General features: G+C 70.3%; 14 protein-coding genes. 11 read left to right on the forward strand and 3 right to left on the reverse strand.

From position 1 onward, the window contains the following. The first annotated feature begins 136 nt into the window (after positions 1–136). The 8 genes from GRF61_RS19290 to GRF61_RS19325 all read left to right on the forward strand — a co-directional run bounded on the left by GRF61_RS19290 (position 137) and on the right by GRF61_RS19325 (position 8,036). Positions 137–1,096 carry a glycine/sarcosine/betaine reductase selenoprotein B family protein gene (locus tag GRF61_RS19290; RefSeq protein WP_169152253.1) on the forward strand — a complete coding sequence of 320 codons (960 nt, stop codon included), beginning with the start codon at positions 137–139 and terminating at the stop codon, positions 1,094–1,096. Positions 1,097–1,163: 67 nt separating this feature from the next. After that, positions 1,164–1,901, forward strand: a complete 738-nt coding sequence (locus GRF61_RS19295; protein WP_169152254.1) for an enoyl-CoA hydratase-related protein — start codon at positions 1,164–1,166, stop codon at positions 1,899–1,901. 81 nt (positions 1,902–1,982) lie between these two features. Then, positions 1,983–2,972 (forward strand): tripartite tricarboxylate transporter substrate binding protein, encoded by a 990-nt coding sequence (locus tag GRF61_RS19300; RefSeq protein ID WP_169152255.1) that lies wholly within the window; start codon positions 1,983–1,985, stop codon positions 2,970–2,972. Positions 2,973–3,063: 91 nt separating this feature from the next. Next, positions 3,064–4,221, forward strand: coding sequence for an LLM class flavin-dependent oxidoreductase (locus GRF61_RS19305; protein WP_169152256.1), 1,158 nt, complete (start codon positions 3,064–3,066; stop codon positions 4,219–4,221). A 39-nt stretch (positions 4,222–4,260) separates the two neighbouring features. Next, positions 4,261–5,265: a tripartite tricarboxylate transporter substrate binding protein gene (locus GRF61_RS19310; RefSeq protein ID WP_169152257.1), complete on the forward strand. Its 1,005-nt coding sequence runs from the start codon at positions 4,261–4,263 to the stop codon at positions 5,263–5,265. Positions 5,266–5,582: 317 nt separating this feature from the next. After that, positions 5,583–6,344, forward strand: coding sequence for a class II aldolase/adducin family protein (locus GRF61_RS19315; RefSeq protein WP_169152258.1), 762 nt, complete (start codon positions 5,583–5,585; stop codon positions 6,342–6,344). Next, positions 6,334–7,269 (forward strand): 2-dehydropantoate 2-reductase, encoded by a 936-nt coding sequence (locus GRF61_RS19320; protein ID WP_169152259.1) that lies wholly within the window; start codon positions 6,334–6,336, stop codon positions 7,267–7,269. Before GRF61_RS19315 ends, GRF61_RS19320 begins: the two co-directional genes overlap by 11 nt. Positions 7,270–7,463: 194 nt before the next feature. After that, positions 7,464–8,036: a cysteine dioxygenase gene (locus GRF61_RS19325; RefSeq protein WP_169152260.1), complete on the forward strand. Its 573-nt coding sequence runs from the start codon at positions 7,464–7,466 to the stop codon at positions 8,034–8,036. 139 nt (positions 8,037–8,175) lie between these two features. Here GRF61_RS19325 and GRF61_RS19330 read toward each other — a convergent pair whose 3' ends face one another. Beyond that, on the reverse strand, positions 8,176–10,104 hold the full coding sequence (locus GRF61_RS19330; protein WP_169152261.1) for a Cache 3/Cache 2 fusion domain-containing protein: 1,929 nt from the start codon (positions 10,102–10,104) through the stop codon (positions 8,176–8,178). Positions 10,105–10,474: 370 nt separating this feature from the next. On the opposite strand from GRF61_RS19330, the gene GRF61_RS19335 reads away from it, so the two are divergent. From GRF61_RS19335 to GRF61_RS19345, 3 genes are all read left to right on the forward strand, one after another. Beyond that, positions 10,475–11,197, forward strand: coding sequence for a class I SAM-dependent methyltransferase (locus tag GRF61_RS19335; RefSeq protein WP_169152262.1), 723 nt, complete (start codon positions 10,475–10,477; stop codon positions 11,195–11,197). An 8-nt stretch (positions 11,198–11,205) separates the two neighbouring features. Next, complete coding sequence (locus tag GRF61_RS19340) at positions 11,206–12,132, forward strand: fatty acid desaturase (protein ID WP_169152263.1); 927 nt, start codon at positions 11,206–11,208, stop codon at positions 12,130–12,132. Positions 12,133–12,622: 490 nt separating this feature from the next. Further along, positions 12,623–14,230, forward strand: coding sequence for a carboxylesterase family protein (locus GRF61_RS19345; RefSeq protein ID WP_169152264.1), 1,608 nt, complete (start codon positions 12,623–12,625; stop codon positions 14,228–14,230). Between the two features lie 21 nt (positions 14,231–14,251). On the opposite strand, the gene GRF61_RS19350 is transcribed toward GRF61_RS19345, so the two are convergent. Next, positions 14,252–15,025: a class II aldolase/adducin family protein gene (locus GRF61_RS19350; RefSeq protein WP_169152265.1), complete on the reverse strand. Its 774-nt coding sequence runs from the start codon at positions 15,023–15,025 to the stop codon at positions 14,252–14,254. 295 nt (positions 15,026–15,320) lie between these two features. Beyond that, the coding region (locus tag GRF61_RS19355) for an LLM class flavin-dependent oxidoreductase (RefSeq protein ID WP_248281341.1) at positions 15,321–16,418 on the reverse strand (1,098 nt) is incomplete at its 5' end.

Consider the following 16,418-nt stretch of genomic DNA (forward strand, 5'->3'; position numbering starts at 1 on the left):
GGGGAGAGGGGGCAGGCCGTACAGGCCTGGCATTCAAGGCGGCGACGCTGTCCCCCTCTCCCCAGGCCTCTCCCGCCAGGGGAGAGGGAGGCGCTGCCGGGCGCGTGGTCGCAACGGCCCTCGGGCGGAGGTTGGCTTGAGCGCGGCCGACGACAACAGCCTCGGCTTCGCTCCCGAGTTCGATCAGCCGGTGGCCTACATCCAGCGCACTCGCGCCTGGTACCTGGCGCTGGGCTACGACACGCCCTATGTCTGGGCGCACTACCTGGACGTGCCTTTCGCGCCGCTGAAGAAGCCGCTGGCGCACAGCCGCGTCGCCCTGCTCACCACCGCCGCGCCCTACCAGCCGGACAAGGGCGAGCAGGGGCCGGGCGCGCCCTACAACGCCGCCGCCAAGTTCTACCGCGTCTATGACGGCGACACCGCCATCGACCACGACCTGCGCATCGCCCACGTCGGCATAGACCGCAAGCATGCCGACCTGGGCGACAGCGGCTGTTGGTTCCCGCTGCCGGCGCTGCGCCGCGCGGTGGCGGCCGGCCGCATCGGCGAACTCGCGCCGCGCTTCTTCGGCGTGCCGACCAACCGCAGCCAGCGCCACACGCTGGAGGTGGATGCGCCGGAGATCGTCGCCGCCTGCCGCGCCGATGGCGTGGATGCGGCGCTGCTGGTGCCCAACTGCCCGATCTGCCACCAGACGCTGAGCCTGCTGGCGCGCGAGCTGGAGGCCGCTGGCATCGCCACCGTGGTGCTGGGCGCGGCGCGGGACATCGTTGAATACGTCGGCGTGCCGCGGCTGCTGTTTTCCGACTTTCCGCTGGGCAACGCCGCCGGCCGGCCGGGCGATGTGGCCTCGCAGGAGGCCACGCTGGAGCTCGCGCTGAAGGTGCTGGAGAGCGCCCCGGCGGCGCGCACCACCGTGCAGTCGCCGCTGCGCTGGGCAGAAGACGCCAGCTGGAAGCTGGACTACTCCAACCCCGCCCGCCTCGGCGCCGAAGAACTGGAGCGCCGCCGCGCCGAAGCCGAAGCCGCCCGCCTCACCGCCCGCGAGCTGCGGGTGGCCACCCTGGGCCGCGACGTGGAGAGCGTGCGCTGAGCCCAAAGCCAATGAACGCTCCGCCGCCCAGGCGGCGGGGCAGCACACGAGAGAACGGAAACAGAGCATGAGCACCGTCAGCTACACCTCGAACAAGGGCGTCGCCGAAATCCTCATCGACCGCGCCGACAAGTACAACGTGATCACCCACGACGTGGTGCGCGAGCTGAACGCCGCCTGGCGGCGCTTCAACGCCAGCGACGACCGCGTCGCCATCCTCGCCGCCGCCGGCGACCGCGCCTTCACCGCCGGCGCCGACCTGCGCGATATCCCGCACGACCTGTGGAAGGCCATTCCCGGCGTCGGCGTGCAGGTGGAGAAACCCATCATCGCCGTCACCGCCGGGCTGGTGGTGGGGGGCGGGCTGGTGCTGGTGCAGTTCGCCGACCTCGCCGTCGCCGCCGACAACACGGTGTTCTCCTACCCGGAAGCCAAGGTCGGCTTCTCTGGCGGCCTCATCAGCTCGCTGGCGGCGCGCATCCCGCACAAGCTGGCGATGGAGCTGCTGCTGCTGGGCGGCTCCATCGACGCCCGGCGCGCCTACGAGGCCGGGCTGGTGAACCGGGTGGTGCCGGTGGGCCAGCAGCTGGAGGTGGCGCGCGAGCTCGCCGCCCAGATCGCCGCCAACGCGCCGCTGGTCACCACGCTGCTGAAGCGCTTCGTCGGCCAGGTGCTGCCCAAGGGGCCGACCGAGCTGGCGGCCCACGCCCGCGCCGGCATCGAGGAGATCAACGCCTCCGAAGACTTCCGCGAGGGCATCGCCGCCTTCGCCGAAAAGCGCGCGCCGCGCTTCGCCGGCCGCTAGGCGCCGAGCTACCGAGCCCCGAACCCCAGCTGATCCGCGCCGGAAACAAATCCACGCATCCCCACCCGGAGACATTTCCCCATGAATACTGCTTTTCCCTCGCTGCGCCGCCTGGCCACGCCGCTGCTGGCCGCCGTCGCCCTCGCGCTGCCTTTCGCCGCCGCCGCCGACAACTGGCCGAGCAAGCCGCTCAAGCTCATCGTGCCTTACCCGCCGGGCGGCGCCGCCGACACCGTGGGCCGCATCTATGCCGACGCCCTCAGCGAATCGCTGAAGCAGCCGGTGGTGGTGGAGAACAAACCGGGTGCCGGCACCGCCATCGCCGCCGAGTTCGTCGCCAACGGCCCGGCCGACGGCTACACCCTGAACCTGGTGCCCACCGGCCAGCTCACCGTGCTGCCGCACATCGCCAAGAACCTCAAGTTCGATCCGTTCAAGAGCTTCGCCCCGGTGTCGCTGCTGGCCTATACCGGCGTCGTCATCGCCGCCAACAACGACGTGCCGGTGACCGACCTCAAGGGGCTGGTGGCGCAGGCCAAGGCGGCGCCGGGCAAGTTCAGCTACTCCTCCTCCGGCAGCGGCACCATCATCCATCTGGCCGGCGAGTACTTCCGCCTCACCAGCGGCACCGACATCCTGCACGTGCCCTTCAAGGGCAGCGCGCCGGCGGTCACCGCGGTCATCGGCGGCAATGTGAACCTGGCGGTGGATACGCTCACCATCCTGGCGCCGCAGATCAAGGGCGGCAAGCTCAAGGGCCTGGCCATCGCCTCCCGCGAGCGCTCGCCGCTGCTGCCGGACGTGCCCACCGTGGCCGAGGCCGGCTACCCGGGTTTCGAAGTCACCTCCTGGTTCGGCCTCAACGTCGCCGCCGCCACGCCGCCGGCCATCGTCGAGCGCCTGAACACCGAGATTGCCAAGGCCGCCGCCTCGCCGACAGTGAAGGAAAAGCTGGCGGCGCAGGGCCTGGACGCCTGGCCCAGCACCCCGGCCGCCTTCGCCGCCCAGGTGCGCACCGACTACGACAAGTACGGCAAGGTCGTGCGCGAATCCGGCACCCAGTTCGACTGAGCGCGGTCGCCTGCCGGCTGCCGCCTCAGCACCGGCAGCTGGCGCCCCGCGGTGCTTCCCATTCCCTTTCCCTCCAGCCCAGGAACCCGCCATGTCCAGGCCGCATGCCGTCGAATTCATCGGCTTCCTCTCCCACCAGGAAGCCAGCGAGATCCAGCCCGCCAGCGGCCCGCTGGTGGACAAGGCCTACCTGGGCGCCTGCGCGCGGGCGCAGGAGCACGCCGGCTTCGACCGCGCGCTGATCGCCTACCACAGCGCCGCGCCGGACGGCCTGCAGATCGCCGCCCACGCCGCCCACGAAACCCGCCGCCTCGGCCTGCTGGTGGCGCACCGGCCGGGTGTGGTCGCGCCCACGGTGGCGGCGCGCCAGTTCGCTTCGCTCGATCACTTCAGCGACGGCCGCGCGGCCATCAACATCGTCAGCGGCGGCAACGACGCCGAGCAGCAGCGCGATGGCGATTTCCTCGGCCATGACGAGCGCTACGCCCGCACCGACGAATACCTGGAGGTGCTGAAGCTGGCATGGACGCGCAGCGAGCCCTTCGACTTCGACGGCCGCCACTACCGCGTCAAGGGCCATGTGACCCAGGCGCGGCCGTTGCAGCGGCCGCACATCCCCATCTTCTTCGGCGGCTCCTCCGCCGCCGCGCTGGAGGTGGCCGGCAAGCATGCCGACGTGTTCATGATGTGGGGCGAACCGCTGGCCGGCATCGCCGAGCAGATCGCCGCGGTGCGCGCCACCGCCGCCCGCCACGGCCGCGCCGAGGCGCTGCGCTTCTCGCTGTCGCTGCGGCCCATCCTCGGCGCCACCGAGGACGAAGCCTGGGCGCGCGCCGAACGCATCCTGGACGGCGTGCGTGGGCGGCTGGCGGCGGCGAAGTTGGCTGCCCTGCCGGCCGCCGCCAAGAGTGCCGGCCCGCAGAACGAAGGCTCCCGCCGCCTGCTGGCCTACGCCGAGCGCGGCGAGGTGCTGGACAGCTGCCTGTGGACCGGCATCACCGCGCTCACCGGCGCCGCCTCCGGCGCGGCCGCCAGCACCGGCATAGGCGGCAACTCCACCGCCCTGGTGGGCACGCCGGAGCAGGTGGCCGACGCGCTGCTGGCCTACCACCGGCTGGGCGTCAGCCATTTCCTGGTGCGCGGCTTCGAGCCGCTGGCCGACGCCGTGGCCTATGGCCGCGAGCTGCTGCCGCGGGTGCGGGCGCGGCTGGCGGAACCCCTGCCGGCCGAGGCATTCGCCGCGTTTTGACGATCTTGTTTTTCCACCTCTTGTTTTCCGGAGTCATCCATGTCGAAAGGCCTCTTCTTTTCCTCCCGCCTGCACCGCGCGGCGCTGTGCAGCCTCGTGCTGGGCACTGTCGCCTTGACGCCGTTCGCGGCGCGGGCTGAAGCCGTTTACCCGACCAAGCCGCTGAAGCTGGTCGTGCCCTTCCCGCCGGGTGGTGCGGCGGACACCGTCGCCCGCTTCTATGCCGAGAAGCTCGCCAGCAGCTTCGGCCAGCCGGTGGTGGTGGAGAACAAGCCGGGCGCCGGCACCGCCATCGCGGCGGAGTTCGTCGCCAAGTCGGCGGCTGACGGCTACACCCTGTCGCTGGCGCCGGCCGGCCAGCTCACCCTGCTGCCGCACCTGGCCAAGGACCTGCGCTACGACCCGGTGAAGGATTTCGCGCCGGTGTCGGTGGTGGCCTCGGTGCCCTACGTGGTGGCCGCCAGCGCGGCGACGCCGGCCAATACCCTGCAAGAGCTGGTGGCGCTGGCCAAGGCCGAGCCGGGCAAGATCACCTATTCCTCCTGCGGCAACGGCACGCTGTGCCACCTCTCCGGCGAGCTGTTCGCCAGCCTCACCGGCACCAAGCTGCTGCATGTGCCCTACAAGGGCAGCGCGCCGGCCATCACCGCGCTGCTGGGCAACGATGTGAACACCGCCTTCGACACGCTGACGGTACTGGCGCCGCAGGTGAAGGCCGGCAAGGTGAAGGGCCTGGCGATCACCAGCGCCAAGCGCTCGCCGGTGCTGCCGGAAGTGCCCACCGCCGCCGAGGCCGGGCTGAAGGGCTACGAGGTGTCGTCCTGGTTCGGCATCGTGGTGCCCGCCGCCACGCCCAAGCCCATCGTCGAAAAGCTGAACAAGGAGCTGGTGCGCATTGCCGCCGAGCCGGAAACCAGGACCCGCCTGGCCACCTCCGGCCTGGACGTGGAGAGCACCACGCAGGAAGCCTTCGCCAGGCTGATCCAGGAGGACAGCGCGCGCTGGGGCAAGGTGGTGGCCGACTCCGGCGCCAAGATCGAGTAAGCCGCGAGGACGCGGGCGATGCGGAAGGCAGCGCGGGGTGACGCGGCGGTGCCGCTGGCGCTGCCGGCATCCGGCGGCAGGGGCGGCGCGTGCCGGCCCGGCGCCGCGTCGAGCGCGCCATCCGCCGCTGCCCCGGCCTTGCGGCCATCGTCCGCCGCGCAAGCCGGATGGCCGGTGAGCGGGGGAGGGAGGCTCAGCCGGCCGGCCCGCCATCGACCGCCCTTCATGCCGCAGCCCTCGGCCGCCCGCCTGCATCCGCCTGTTCCCTGTTTTCCATTCACCCAGTCGCGGGCCGCCAGGCCCGCGCGGAGCACACTATGAACGCACCGCTGGACCCGGCCGCCGCCACCCACGCCGCCCGCGTGGATCTCGCCGCCGCCTGCCGTCTCATCCATCTGTTTGGCTGGACCGACCTGCTCGCCACCCACGTCACCTACCGGGTGCCTGGCCGCCACGACCGTTACCTCATCAACCCGCTGGGCCTGCTGTACGAGGAGGTGACCGCCTCCAGCATCCTGGAGGTGGACCTGGACGGCCGCGTCACCGCCGGCGAGGGCGACGTCAATCCCGCCGGCATCGTCATCCACGGCGCCATCCACGCCTCGGTGCCGGACGCCGCCGCCGTCATCCACCTGCACAGCCGCGACGGCGTGGCGGTGGCGACGCAGGAAGAAGGCCTGCTGCCGCTGACGCAGATGGCGCTGATGGTGCATGGCCAGATCGCCTACCACGACTTCCAGGGCGTGGTGCTGGACGAGCGCGAGCGCGCCGACCTGCTGGCCAACATCGGCGACAGGCACACCGTCATCCTGCGCAACCACGGCACGCTGACGCTGGGCCGCGACATGGGCGAAGCCTTCGCCCGCATCTGGCGGCTGGAGCGCGCCTGCCGCTTCCAGCTCGCCGCCCAGTCGGCCGGCGTGTCGCTGCGCCAGCTGCCGGAAGAGGTCATCGCCCGCACCCATGAGCAGGCGCAGGCCATCTACGGCGCCAAGGCCAGCTTCTTCCCCTCGGGCAAGCGCGAGTGGGCGGCGCTGCGCCGCCGGCTGGACAGGGAGCTGCCCGGCTATGCCGACTGAGGTGCGGCGCATCGCCATCGTCGGCGGCGGCAGCCTGGGGCTGTTCGTCGGCGGCCGGTTGGCGCGGGCCGGCCACGAGGTGCACATCGCCGGCCGTGGGCGTGAGGGCCTGCCGCAAGCGGTGGAAGCCGAGGGCGACGAAGCCTGGCAGGCGCCGGCGCACTTCCTGGCGGTGGACGAGCTGCGCGGCCCCTATGCCCAGGTGGTGGTGACGGTGAAGTCCCACGACCTGCCGCCGCTGCTGCCGGCGCTGGCCGCGCTCGGCGATGAACACAGCCAGTTCGTGTTCCTGCAGAACGGCCTGCCCTGGTGGTGGCCCGACAGGGAAGCCGACGGCGGCACGCCGCCGCTGGCGCGCACGGTGGCGGTGGTGGTGCACCACGCGGTCGAGCGCACCGCGCCCGGCCGCATCCGGGTGCGCCGCACCGGCGGCGACCGCTACCTGTGCGGCCGTCCCCGCACCACGGCCGGAACCGCCGCGGACCCGGCGCTGGCCGCGCTGGTCGCCGACTGGCAGGCGGCCGGCATTCCCGCCGAAGAGCGTGCCGACATCCGCGCCGAGGTGTGGGGAAAGCTGATGGGCAACGCCACGCTGAACCCGCTCTCCGCCATCACCGGCGCCACCGTCGGCGAACTCGCCGTCACCCGGGAGACGCGCGAGGTGCTGCTGGCCGGCATGGCGGAGATCGCCCTCATCGCCGCGGCCGAAGGCTGCCCCTCGCCGACCACGCCGCAGCAGCGGGTGGCGCGCGCCGAGCTGGTGGGCGCGGTGCGCACCTCCATGCTGCAGGACCGCCTCGCCGGCCGCCGGCTGGAGACGGCCGCGCTGCTGGCGGCGCCCATCGCCATCGCCGATTCCCACGGCATCGCGGTGCCGGTGCTGCGCACCCTGCTCGCCGGGCTGCACTTTGCCGGCGGGCATTGAAGCCACATGGCAAAGCGGCGGATATCCATGACAACAGGGACCGCTCCCGGCGCCGCCGCCACCCATGCCGGAGACAAGCCGACCGCAGCTGGAGCGCGCGCGAACGGAGCCGGGCCCGCGCGATCCGGACATCCCCGGCAGCTCGCAGAGCGTCCTCCCTTCTTCATTCCTTCTGAACTCACCGGAGAATCATCATGTCCCTGAATCCCTTGCGTGAATTCGTCGTCTCCCTGACCCGGCTGGTCGAGAGCGGCGCTGCGGAGCCCCGCATCCTGGAGCAGGGCCGCGAGCTGGTCGGCCAGCTCGTCGCCAAGGACGACTGGCTGCCCGAAGCCTTCGCCCGCCCGCATCCGCAGTACTACCAGCAGTACCTGCTGTTTGCCGACCCGCAGGAGCGCTTCTCGGTGGTCTCCTTCGTCTGGGGCCCTGGCCAGAAGACGCCGCTGCACGACCACACGGTGTGGGGCGTGGTCGGCGTGCTGCGCGGCCAGGAGCGCGAGCGCCGCTTCGACCGCCAGGCCGACGGCAGCTACCTCGAGGTGGAGGCCGGCGTGCTCGGCGCCGGCGGCGTCACCGCGGTGTCGCCCAGCATCGGCGATGTGCACATCGTCGAGAATGCGCTGGACGACCAGGTGTCGATCAGCATCCACGTCTACGGCGGCAACATCGGCCGCGTTTCCCGCCACGTTTTCGACGCCGCCAGCGGCGAGGCGAAAACCTTCATCTCCGGCTACGCCAGCGACGTGGTGCCCAATCTCTGGAGCTGAGGGTCGGACGCCGCGGCAACCGGAACCGTGGGGCTTTCGTGTGGGGCAGTGGCGTCTGCGCGGAGGAATGCCGGGTGAATGAGGGCGCGGCCGGGCGCGTCCCGTCCGCGCAGCCGGCGAGAGCCGCCCTTGCGCATGCTCAGGTGCGGAAGGTGGCGATGGCCTCGTGCAGCTGCGAGGAGAGATGGCGCAGTTCACCTGCGGCGCTGGCCACGCCCTGCATGGCGCGGGTGTTGTGGCCATTCACGCCGGCCATCTCGTCCACGCTGCGGGCGATTTCGCCGGTGGCGCGCTGTTGCTCGGCGAGCGCGCCGGAGATGCTGCCGATGGCGCGCACCACCTCCTCGGCCGCACTGCGCACCCGGCTCATGGAGGTGCCGGCCTCCTGTGCCAGCGTCACGCTTTCGCCCACCACCTGGCTGCCTTGTTCCATCTCGGTGATGGCGCGCTGGGTGCGTTCCTGGATGCTCTCTATCATTCCGCTGATTTCGGCGGTGGAAGCGGAGGTACGCTCGGCGAGCTTGCGCACTTCGTCGGCCACCACGGCGAAGCCGCGGCCTTGCTCGCCGGCGCGGGCGGCTTCGATGGCGGCGTTGAGGGCCAGCATATTGGTTTGGTCGGCGATCTCGCGGATCACGCCGGTGATGCGGGAGATGGCCTCCGAGCTGGCGGCGAGCTCGTTGATCGAGGCGGCGGAGCGGGTGACGGATTCCGCGCTGCGCTGCAGGCCGCCCACCGTGCGCTCGACCACGCCCGCGCTGTCGCCGGTCTGGCGGCCGGCCTCGCGCGCCTTGCCGTCGGCGGTGCGGGCGTTGTCGGCCACCTCGCTGGCGCTGGCGCCGATCTCGCCCAGGGTGGCGGCGATGTGGCCGGCCGCCGAGGATTGCTGGGCGAGGCGCTCGGCGACCTCGCCGGAGGTGGCGACCAGCCCGTCGGCGCGACGGTCCAGCGCGGTGGCGAGCTGGTCGATGCGGCCGACGATGTCGCGCAGGCCACGCTGCATGTCGGCAATGGCGTGCAGCAGGCTGCCCTCGGGCGCCGCCGGAATGGGCTGGCTGAGGTCGCCGCGCGCCACCGCATGGGCGACGTCGATGGCGATTCCCGGCTCGCCGCCCAGCGGCCGCAGCACCAGCCGGCGCAGCAGCCACCACACCACCGCGCCCAGCACCACCGCCAGCAGCAGCGCGGCCACCAGCCGGCCGGTGACGGCCTGGCGCAGCAGCGCGTCGCGGTCCGCGTCGGCCACCGCGACGACGACCTCGTAGCCCCAGGGAGTGAAGCTCTCCCGCCGCAGGCTCCAACCTTCGGCCTTGCCGCCGAGAACTTCGCCGACCTGCTCCGCGCTGGCGGAGCTGGAATGGAAGCGCACCCGGCCCTTGTCATCCACCAGGGCGGCGAAGCCCTGGGCCAGCACCCGGCTTTTCTCGATGGCGGCGGCGAGGGTGGCGAGATCGGCCTTGTAGCCGACGTACCAGATGCCGATGACGCGGCCGCCGGCGGCGAGGATGGGCTGGTAGCCGGTGATGAAGGGATTGCCGAGGATGTCCACCTGGCCGAAGTAGGGTTGGCCGTCGCGGATGCGGGCGATGGCCTTGCCCTTGGGGTCGAGCACCGTGCCGATGGCACGGCTGCCGTCGGGCTTCTTGACGTTGGTGGAGACCCGGACGAAGTCGTCGCCGTCGCGGGAGAACAGGGTGGCGGTGCCGTCCATGACCGTCACCACGCCATCCACCAGGGAGAAGTCGTTGGCCTGCGGATGGGAACCGAGCAGCAGGTCCGGCGTGCTGCGGCCGGCGACTTCCACCGCCGGCCCCTGTGCCGCCACGCCCAGGAGCTCGCCGCGCTCGACCAGCAGATGCATCGCGGATTTGACCCGTTCGCCCATCAACTGGTCTGTGACCTGCAGCACATCCAGCACGCCGGTGAGCTTCTGTTCCACCAGGGCGTCGACTTCGCGGGAGACGTCGCGGCTGGCGCGCAGGTAGCCCAGGGTGGCCTCCACCGCGGTCGCCAGTACCAGCAGCGCGAAGAGCGGGACGAGAAAGCGGGAACTCAGGGTGCGCGTCATGGCCAGCCACCTCTCGATGCTTCGATCTATCGGCTATCGGGCGCGCCGGGGAAAGCTGAAGGGCGGCTTGCGCCACCACCTCCCCAGTCCGGGGCGGCCCCGTTCCTTCTCCGGGCATGGAGCATGCCCATCGTGATGCAAACGGCAAGCGGGCGCCATAGGTGGCTTCCAGTAGGGCGCCGGGCTTTCCTCCGGCGCCGGGGCTGGCCCGCCACCGGGGCGCCAGCCGCCGGATTGCCAATGCCAGGTACCCCCCTTATGCTGCGGGCGTCGCCGGCGCCAGCCCCTCCGGGCCTGAGGCGGACGGCAGACGGGCCGGCCGCGCAAGGCGGTGCCAGGCCCTTTCGGTCACTCAAGAAGGGACGGCAAGGTGAACGCCAATACTCGGATAGCGGATTTTCTCAAGCAGTTTCCTGCGCACGGCCTGCATACCATCAAGCTGAAGGATCTGCTCTCGCTGCGCGACGCCGCGAACTTCCAGCGCGATATCGTCACCACCTTCCCGCCGGTTACCATAGGCAGCGTCACCCTGGTCGATCAGATCGTGCTGCTCTGCCTGGACGAACTGCTGGCACCCGAGCGCATCCTGGAGATCGGCACCTTCCAGGGCTTCACCACCCGCCTGTTCGCCAAGAACTCCGCAGCGAACACGATCTACTCGGTGGATCTCCCGGCGGTGCAAGAGAGCATCCTCGCCAGCCCAGACGCCGCCAAGGTGCTGAGCGACGGCGACTACAACGACGATTTCCTGCGCGACGTCCAGAACCGCTCGGGCGAGGTTTACCTGGCCGGGTTGGCGGCGGCCGAGCGCCAGCGGATCAAGCTGGTGAAGCAGGACTCGACCACGATTGACTTCGGTCAAGCCTTCGGATCGGTGGATTTTGTATTTATCGACGGCGGTCATCATTACGACATCGTCAGGAGCGATACCGAGAAGTCGCTGGCCATTCTCGGCAAGGGTGTGGTCGTGTGGCACGACTTCTCCTCCGGCATTCATTCCGACGTGACCCGCTATTTGACCGAGCGCGCCGCGGAGAACCGCATCTTCCACGTCAATGGCAGTCTCTGCGCGTTCCAGCTGATCGGCTTCTAGAGGTTTGAATGAGCATTTCCGGCGTCATCGACAAGCAGGCGCTGCGCGAGTTGTGCCGCCCCAGGGATGCGAAAGCCTGGTTCGACCTGCTGCTGCGCATCGGTGGTGAGGCCCTGCTGTTCGGCCTGGCGGTGTATTTCCTCGACCGCTCTCTCCCCGTCGCCCTCGTGTTCTTCTACCTCGCCGCGGTGTGGCACGGCTTCTGGGGATATGCCGGGATAGGCCACGAGCTGTCCCACGGCCGGGTCTTCAACAGCCCGACGCTGAACCGGGTGCTCTACCGGGCCGCCTCTTACCTCACCTGGAACAATCCGAGCTTCTTCGCCAAGGCGCATGGCTACCATCACCGCCACACCTTTGCCGATGACGACGGCGAGGCGCTGAGCACCCAGGAGTGGGGGCCGGCCGCCTTGTTCGGCTACATCACGGTGGACCTGCCCTTGTTGCTCCGGCGGCTTTTCTACGTGCTGGTGAACGCGGCGGGTTTCATTCCCCGGGACGGCCGGTGGAGCGCGCTCGAATGGACATACCAGCGGGATGCGATCGCGATGCTGGTGTTCAACCTGGCGATACATGCTGCGCTGGCCCTGAGCCTGGGCGACTGGCGGGTAAACCTGCTGTGGTTCCTGCTGCCTTTCACCGGCCAGGTCTTCAACCGCCTGCTCGCCCAATCCCAGCACATCGGCCTGGCCGGCTTCAAGGCCGAGGGGCCGTTGAAGCATTCGCGCACCATCAAGCTGCCGTGGTTGTTCGAATTCCTCTACGCCGGCATGAATTTCCATGCGGAGCATCACCTCGTGCCGGCGGTGCCTTACTACCGCCTGACCGAACTGAATGCCTTGCTGGTGCAGCGCGGCCTGTTGGCCGAGGTGCAGGCGCGGCCTTATTTCCTGCGCGAAATCTGGGTGTCGATCCGAGAACTCCGTCGCGGCTAGCGCGTCGAGCACGCGCGTGGCCGCCGCGGCTGGCGCCCGGATGACTCAGCGTGGCCTCCACCGCGGTCGCGAGGAAGAGCGGCGCGAACCCAGGGGGCGCGTAATGGCCAGCCACCTCGGCATGCTTGGTCTGCCGGCTATGGGGCGTGCCGCGGGAAGCTGAAGCGGGAATGGCCATCGCCTCTCCATTCCGGGACAGCCGTGCGCAGTGATGTCCCGCACCGTGGCCTTGCATTGGCGCACGGTTATCGCGATGCAATTGGCGGCCGAGCGCCATGGCCCGGTGCCCGGCGCTCCGGGCGTACCCGGGCCGGTTGCCGTGCGCTGCGGAAAAAGCACCGCGCCTGCTGTTCCACCGCGGATAGATTGACCCCACCTTGCCCTGGCGCCAGGACGAGCCGCTCCTGTCTGATGGTAGCGCTGCGGAGCCCTGAGCCTGGCAGGGCCTGCCCTGGCACGGGTGCGACCTGGAGGTGATCAGACGGTGCGAATGGATCGGCGTGGTTTTCTTGCTGCTGGTGCCGGCATGTTGTGTTTGTCGCAACGGGGAAGGGCCGGAGAGGGGCGGGTCGTTTCCGTCACCGGTGGCGAGCTGGAAGGCGTGGCGACGGCCGTGCCGGGAGTGGACGCCTGGCTGGGCATTCCGTATGCGGCGGCACCGGTGGGGGCCTTGCGCTGGCGGCCACCGCAGCCGGTGACGCCGTGGTCGGGGGTCCGGCGGGCCGAGCGGTTTTCCGCCAGTCCGTGGGCGATGCCGCGGCAGGCACAGCCGCTCTTCCCGCAGCGACCGGTTGCCATGAGCGAGGACTGCCTGAGCGTGAACGTATGGGCGCCGGCCGACAGAGCCGGGCGTGCCCGTCCCGTGGTGGTATGGATCTACGGTGGCGCCTATGTCGGTGGAACGTCCGACGACGCGCGCTATGACGGCGCCCACCTGGCAGCGCAGGATGTGGTGTTCGTGTCTTTCAACCACCGCGTCGGCATTCTCGGCTTTCTGGCCCACCCGGAACTGGCTGCGGAGTCGCCCGATGGTGTTTCCGGCAACTACGCGCTGCTGGATCAGATTGCCGCGCTGCGCTGGGTGCGAGAGAACATTGCCGCCTTCGGCGGCGATCCCGAACGGATCACCTTGATGGGGCAGTCCTCCGGCGCGTTCAGCGTGGCCTTCCACCTGGTGATGCCGCGCTCGCGCGGGCTGTTTCAGCGCGCAGTGGCGCAAAGCGGAGCACCGCTGGGGCCGCTCAATACCATGAGCATGATCAGTCGCTATCGGGGCATGGAGGAGGCCGGCGTCGAATTCGCCCAGCGACTCGGTGCGCGGAGCATTGCCGAATTGCGCCGCATGGACCCGTTCCGGTTGGTGCAGGCGGACGCAGGGCGCTGGATCTTCCATCCGGCGCTGGATGGCGTGGTCATCCCCGAACACCCCTTTGAAGCCATTGCCGCAGGGCGTGTGGCCGACGTAGCGCTGCTCGCGGGTTTCAATGCCGACGAGGGCGCGCTGTTTCCGCCTCTTGGCGGCGGGACGGCGGCCGGGTTGGAGCAGGCGGTGCGGCGCTACTGCGGCGCGCTGCCGGCCGAGGACCTGCGCCATTTCCTCGCCACGACGGATGCCGAAGCGGTGGCGCGGGGTCGTCGCCTGCTGGCCGACATCGTATTCAACTGGAACTCATCGGCGCTGACGACGGCGATGGCCTTGAATCGCCGGCAAGCGGTGTATTTCTATCATTTCGTCTTCCGCGACACGCTCCCGGCTGGCATCCCTCACCAAGGCCGGGACAGCGGCGAGTTCGGCGCCTTCCACGGCGCCGAGATCGGCTATGCCTTGCGCAACCCGGAGACGGCGGCCTGGCCGATGAGCGAGCGGCGGATGCTGATGACGGAGATGATGTCGCGCTACTGGCTCAATTTTGCCCGCGGCGGCGATCCCAATGACACAGGCTTGCCGACGTGGCCGCGTTTCGAGCCGGGCCGCGATACCGTGCTCTACCTCGACGCCGAACGTACCGTGCCGGGCCCGCAGCCCTTTCGCGAGCGGCTTCAGGCGCTGGGGCGGGGATGGGCCAACCGGGTGCTGGAACTGCCGCCGTCCACCTGAGTTTTCAGGGTGGCGGATGCGCTACTCGAGAAAGTCCGCTTCTTCCTCGATGAGGATCTCCCACAGGCTGTGAAAGCCGAGGGCGGCGCTGCGGTGGCCGCCGACCTGGCCGGCGGTGTGGCTGGCGATTTCGTGCGTGAGCGGCTTGGGCAGGCCGGCGGCTTCGGCCAGCAGCTGGGCGTGGGCGGCGTTGTCCATGGAGATGAACCACCAGGCGGCGGCTTCCACCGAGGGGCCGGTGGTGAGCAGGCCGTGGTTGCGCAGGATGGCGGCCTTCTTGTCGCCGAGCGCGGCGGCGATGCGCTCGCCTTCGGACTTGTCCCACACCACGCCGGTGTAGTCGTCGAACAGCACGTGGTCGCCGTAGAAGGCGCAGGCGTCCTGGGTCAGCGGGTCGAGCAGGCGGCCGAGGCTGGACCAGGCTTTGCCGTAGGTGGAGTGGGTGTGGGCGGCGGCGATGACGTCCGGCCGGGCGGCGTGCAGCGCGGAATGGATGGCGAAGGCGGCCCTGTTCACCGGCCGGTCGCCGACCAGGATGTTGCCCTCGTGATCCACCAGCAGCAGGTCGGAGACGCGGATGCGGCTGAAGTGCTTGCCGAAGGGATTGACCCAGAAGCGGTCCGGGTGCTCGGGGTCGCGCGCGGTGACGTGGCCGGCGAGGCCGTGGTCGTAGCCGTGGCGGGCGAACAGGCGGAAGGTGGCGGCCAGGCGTTGCTTGCGGTAGAGGCGCTCTTCCTCGATGGAGGCGCGCGGGGCGGGCTCTTCGAGCAGGAAGCGGCGGTCGGGAGCGTTCATGGTGGAGTCTCGTGGAAGGGTGGGAGGGGGATGGCGCTCAAGGCGCGCCGGCGTGATCCGGCTCTGCATGCGCGTGGCCGCTCGCGGAGCCTGTCGCCGGAGTCGAGCGGTCTTGCGCCGAGGCGGTCGCCTTCATTGAGCCGGCAATCGAACAGGAAATGCCGGCTGCCCCGGGCTTGCCGCAGGCGCCAACCCGAAGGGCTGCTGGGCTGTTGGGTATTCCGTCTCCGGATTCATGGGGCAGCCGGACGCGAGCGGCGCGGCGGCCTGCGACTGCCGGCCGCCGCGCCCAGGCTCAGCCGGCCTTGCGCAGGCCGCGGGCGTCGCGTTCGGCGACCAGCTCGCGGGTCAGCGGGATGAGCTTGCGGCCGTAGTCGATGGCGTCTTCCTGCGGGTCGAAGCCGCGGATGAGGAAGGTGGTGACGCCGAGGTCGTAGTAGTCCAGCAGGGCTTCGGCGACCTGTTCCGGCGTGCCGACCAGGGCGGTGGAGTTGGAGCGGCCGCCGGTTTCCCGCGCGATGGCGGTCCACAGGCGCTTGTCGGCGCGGTCGCCGTCGGTGGCGGCGGCGAGCAGGCGGCGGGCGCCTTCGCTCTGCAGCGGCGAGCCTTGCCCCAGGCCCTGGCCGGCGCGCAGCCGGCGGGTTTCGTTGAGGATGTGGCCGGCGCGCTCCCAGGCGGCGGCTTCGGTGTCGGCGAGGATGGGGCGGAAGGAGACGCTGAAGCGGATGTCGCGGCCATGCCTGGCCGCTTCGGCGCGCACGCGGGCGATGGTGTCGCGGGTCTGCGCCAGGTTCTCGCCCCACAGGGCGAAGGCGTCCGCATGCTTGCCGGCGACCTGGATGGCGGCTGCCGACGAACCGCCGAAGAAGATGGGCAGATAGGGTTTCTGCACCGGCTTCACTTCGGAGTAGCCGCCTTCGAACTGGTAGTAGCGGCCCTTGTGGTCGAAGGGCGCATCGCTGGTCCAGATGCGGCGCACGATCTCCAGGTATTCGTCGGTGCGGGCGTAGCGCTCGTCGTGGTCGAGGAAGTCGCCGTCGCGGCGCTGATCGACGTCGTCGCCGCCGGAGATGATGTGCACCGCCACCCGGCCGCCGGTGAAGTGGTCCAGCGTGGCGAGCTTGCGCGCGGCCAGCGTGGGGGCGATGAAGCCGGGGCGGTGGGCGAGCAGGAAGTGGATGCGCTTGGTGAAGGAGGCGGCGTAGGCCAGGGTGAGGAAGCCGTCCGGCGTGGTGGAGTGCAGCGGGTAGAGGATGCGGTCGAAGCCGGCGTTCTCGTGGGCGAGGGCGAAGTCGCGCACGTAGTCGCGGTCTATCGGACCGCCTTCCGCGGGGTGGATCTCGGACTGCTTCTGGGTGTAGATCATGCCGAAGAAATCGACGCTCATCGTGGG

It is taken from the genome of Azoarcus sp. TTM-91 (assembly GCF_012911025.1).
Taxonomy (GTDB): Bacteria; Pseudomonadota; Gammaproteobacteria; order Burkholderiales; family Rhodocyclaceae; genus Azoarcus.

Excerpts from the sequence above, each read along its gene's own strand:
- GRF61_RS19295 (WP_169152254.1), top strand. The coding sequence starts at position 1,164 with ATGAGCACCGTCAGCTACACCTCGAACAAGGGCGTCGCCGAAATCCTC.
- GRF61_RS19300 (WP_169152255.1), top strand. The coding sequence starts at position 1,983 with ATGAATACTGCTTTTCCCTCGCTGCGCCGCCTGGCCACGCCGCTGCTG.
- GRF61_RS19305 (WP_169152256.1), top strand. The coding sequence starts at position 3,064 with ATGTCCAGGCCGCATGCCGTCGAATTCATCGGCTTCCTCTCCCACCAG.
- GRF61_RS19310 (WP_169152257.1), top strand. The coding sequence starts at position 4,261 with ATGTCGAAAGGCCTCTTCTTTTCCTCCCGCCTGCACCGCGCGGCGCTG.
- GRF61_RS19315 (WP_169152258.1), top strand. The coding sequence starts at position 5,583 with ATGAACGCACCGCTGGACCCGGCCGCCGCCACCCACGCCGCCCGCGTG.
- GRF61_RS19320 (WP_169152259.1), top strand. The coding sequence starts at position 6,334 with ATGCCGACTGAGGTGCGGCGCATCGCCATCGTCGGCGGCGGCAGCCTG.
- GRF61_RS19325 (WP_169152260.1), top strand. The coding sequence starts at position 7,464 with ATGTCCCTGAATCCCTTGCGTGAATTCGTCGTCTCCCTGACCCGGCTG.
- GRF61_RS19330 (WP_169152261.1), bottom strand. The coding sequence starts at position 10,104 with ATGACGCGCACCCTGAGTTCCCGCTTTCTCGTCCCGCTCTTCGCGCTG.
- GRF61_RS19340 (WP_169152263.1), top strand. The coding sequence starts at position 11,206 with ATGAGCATTTCCGGCGTCATCGACAAGCAGGCGCTGCGCGAGTTGTGC.
- GRF61_RS19345 (WP_169152264.1), top strand. The coding sequence starts at position 12,623 with ATGGATCGGCGTGGTTTTCTTGCTGCTGGTGCCGGCATGTTGTGTTTG.
- GRF61_RS19350 (WP_169152265.1), bottom strand. The coding sequence starts at position 15,025 with ATGAACGCTCCCGACCGCCGCTTCCTGCTCGAAGAGCCCGCCCCGCGC.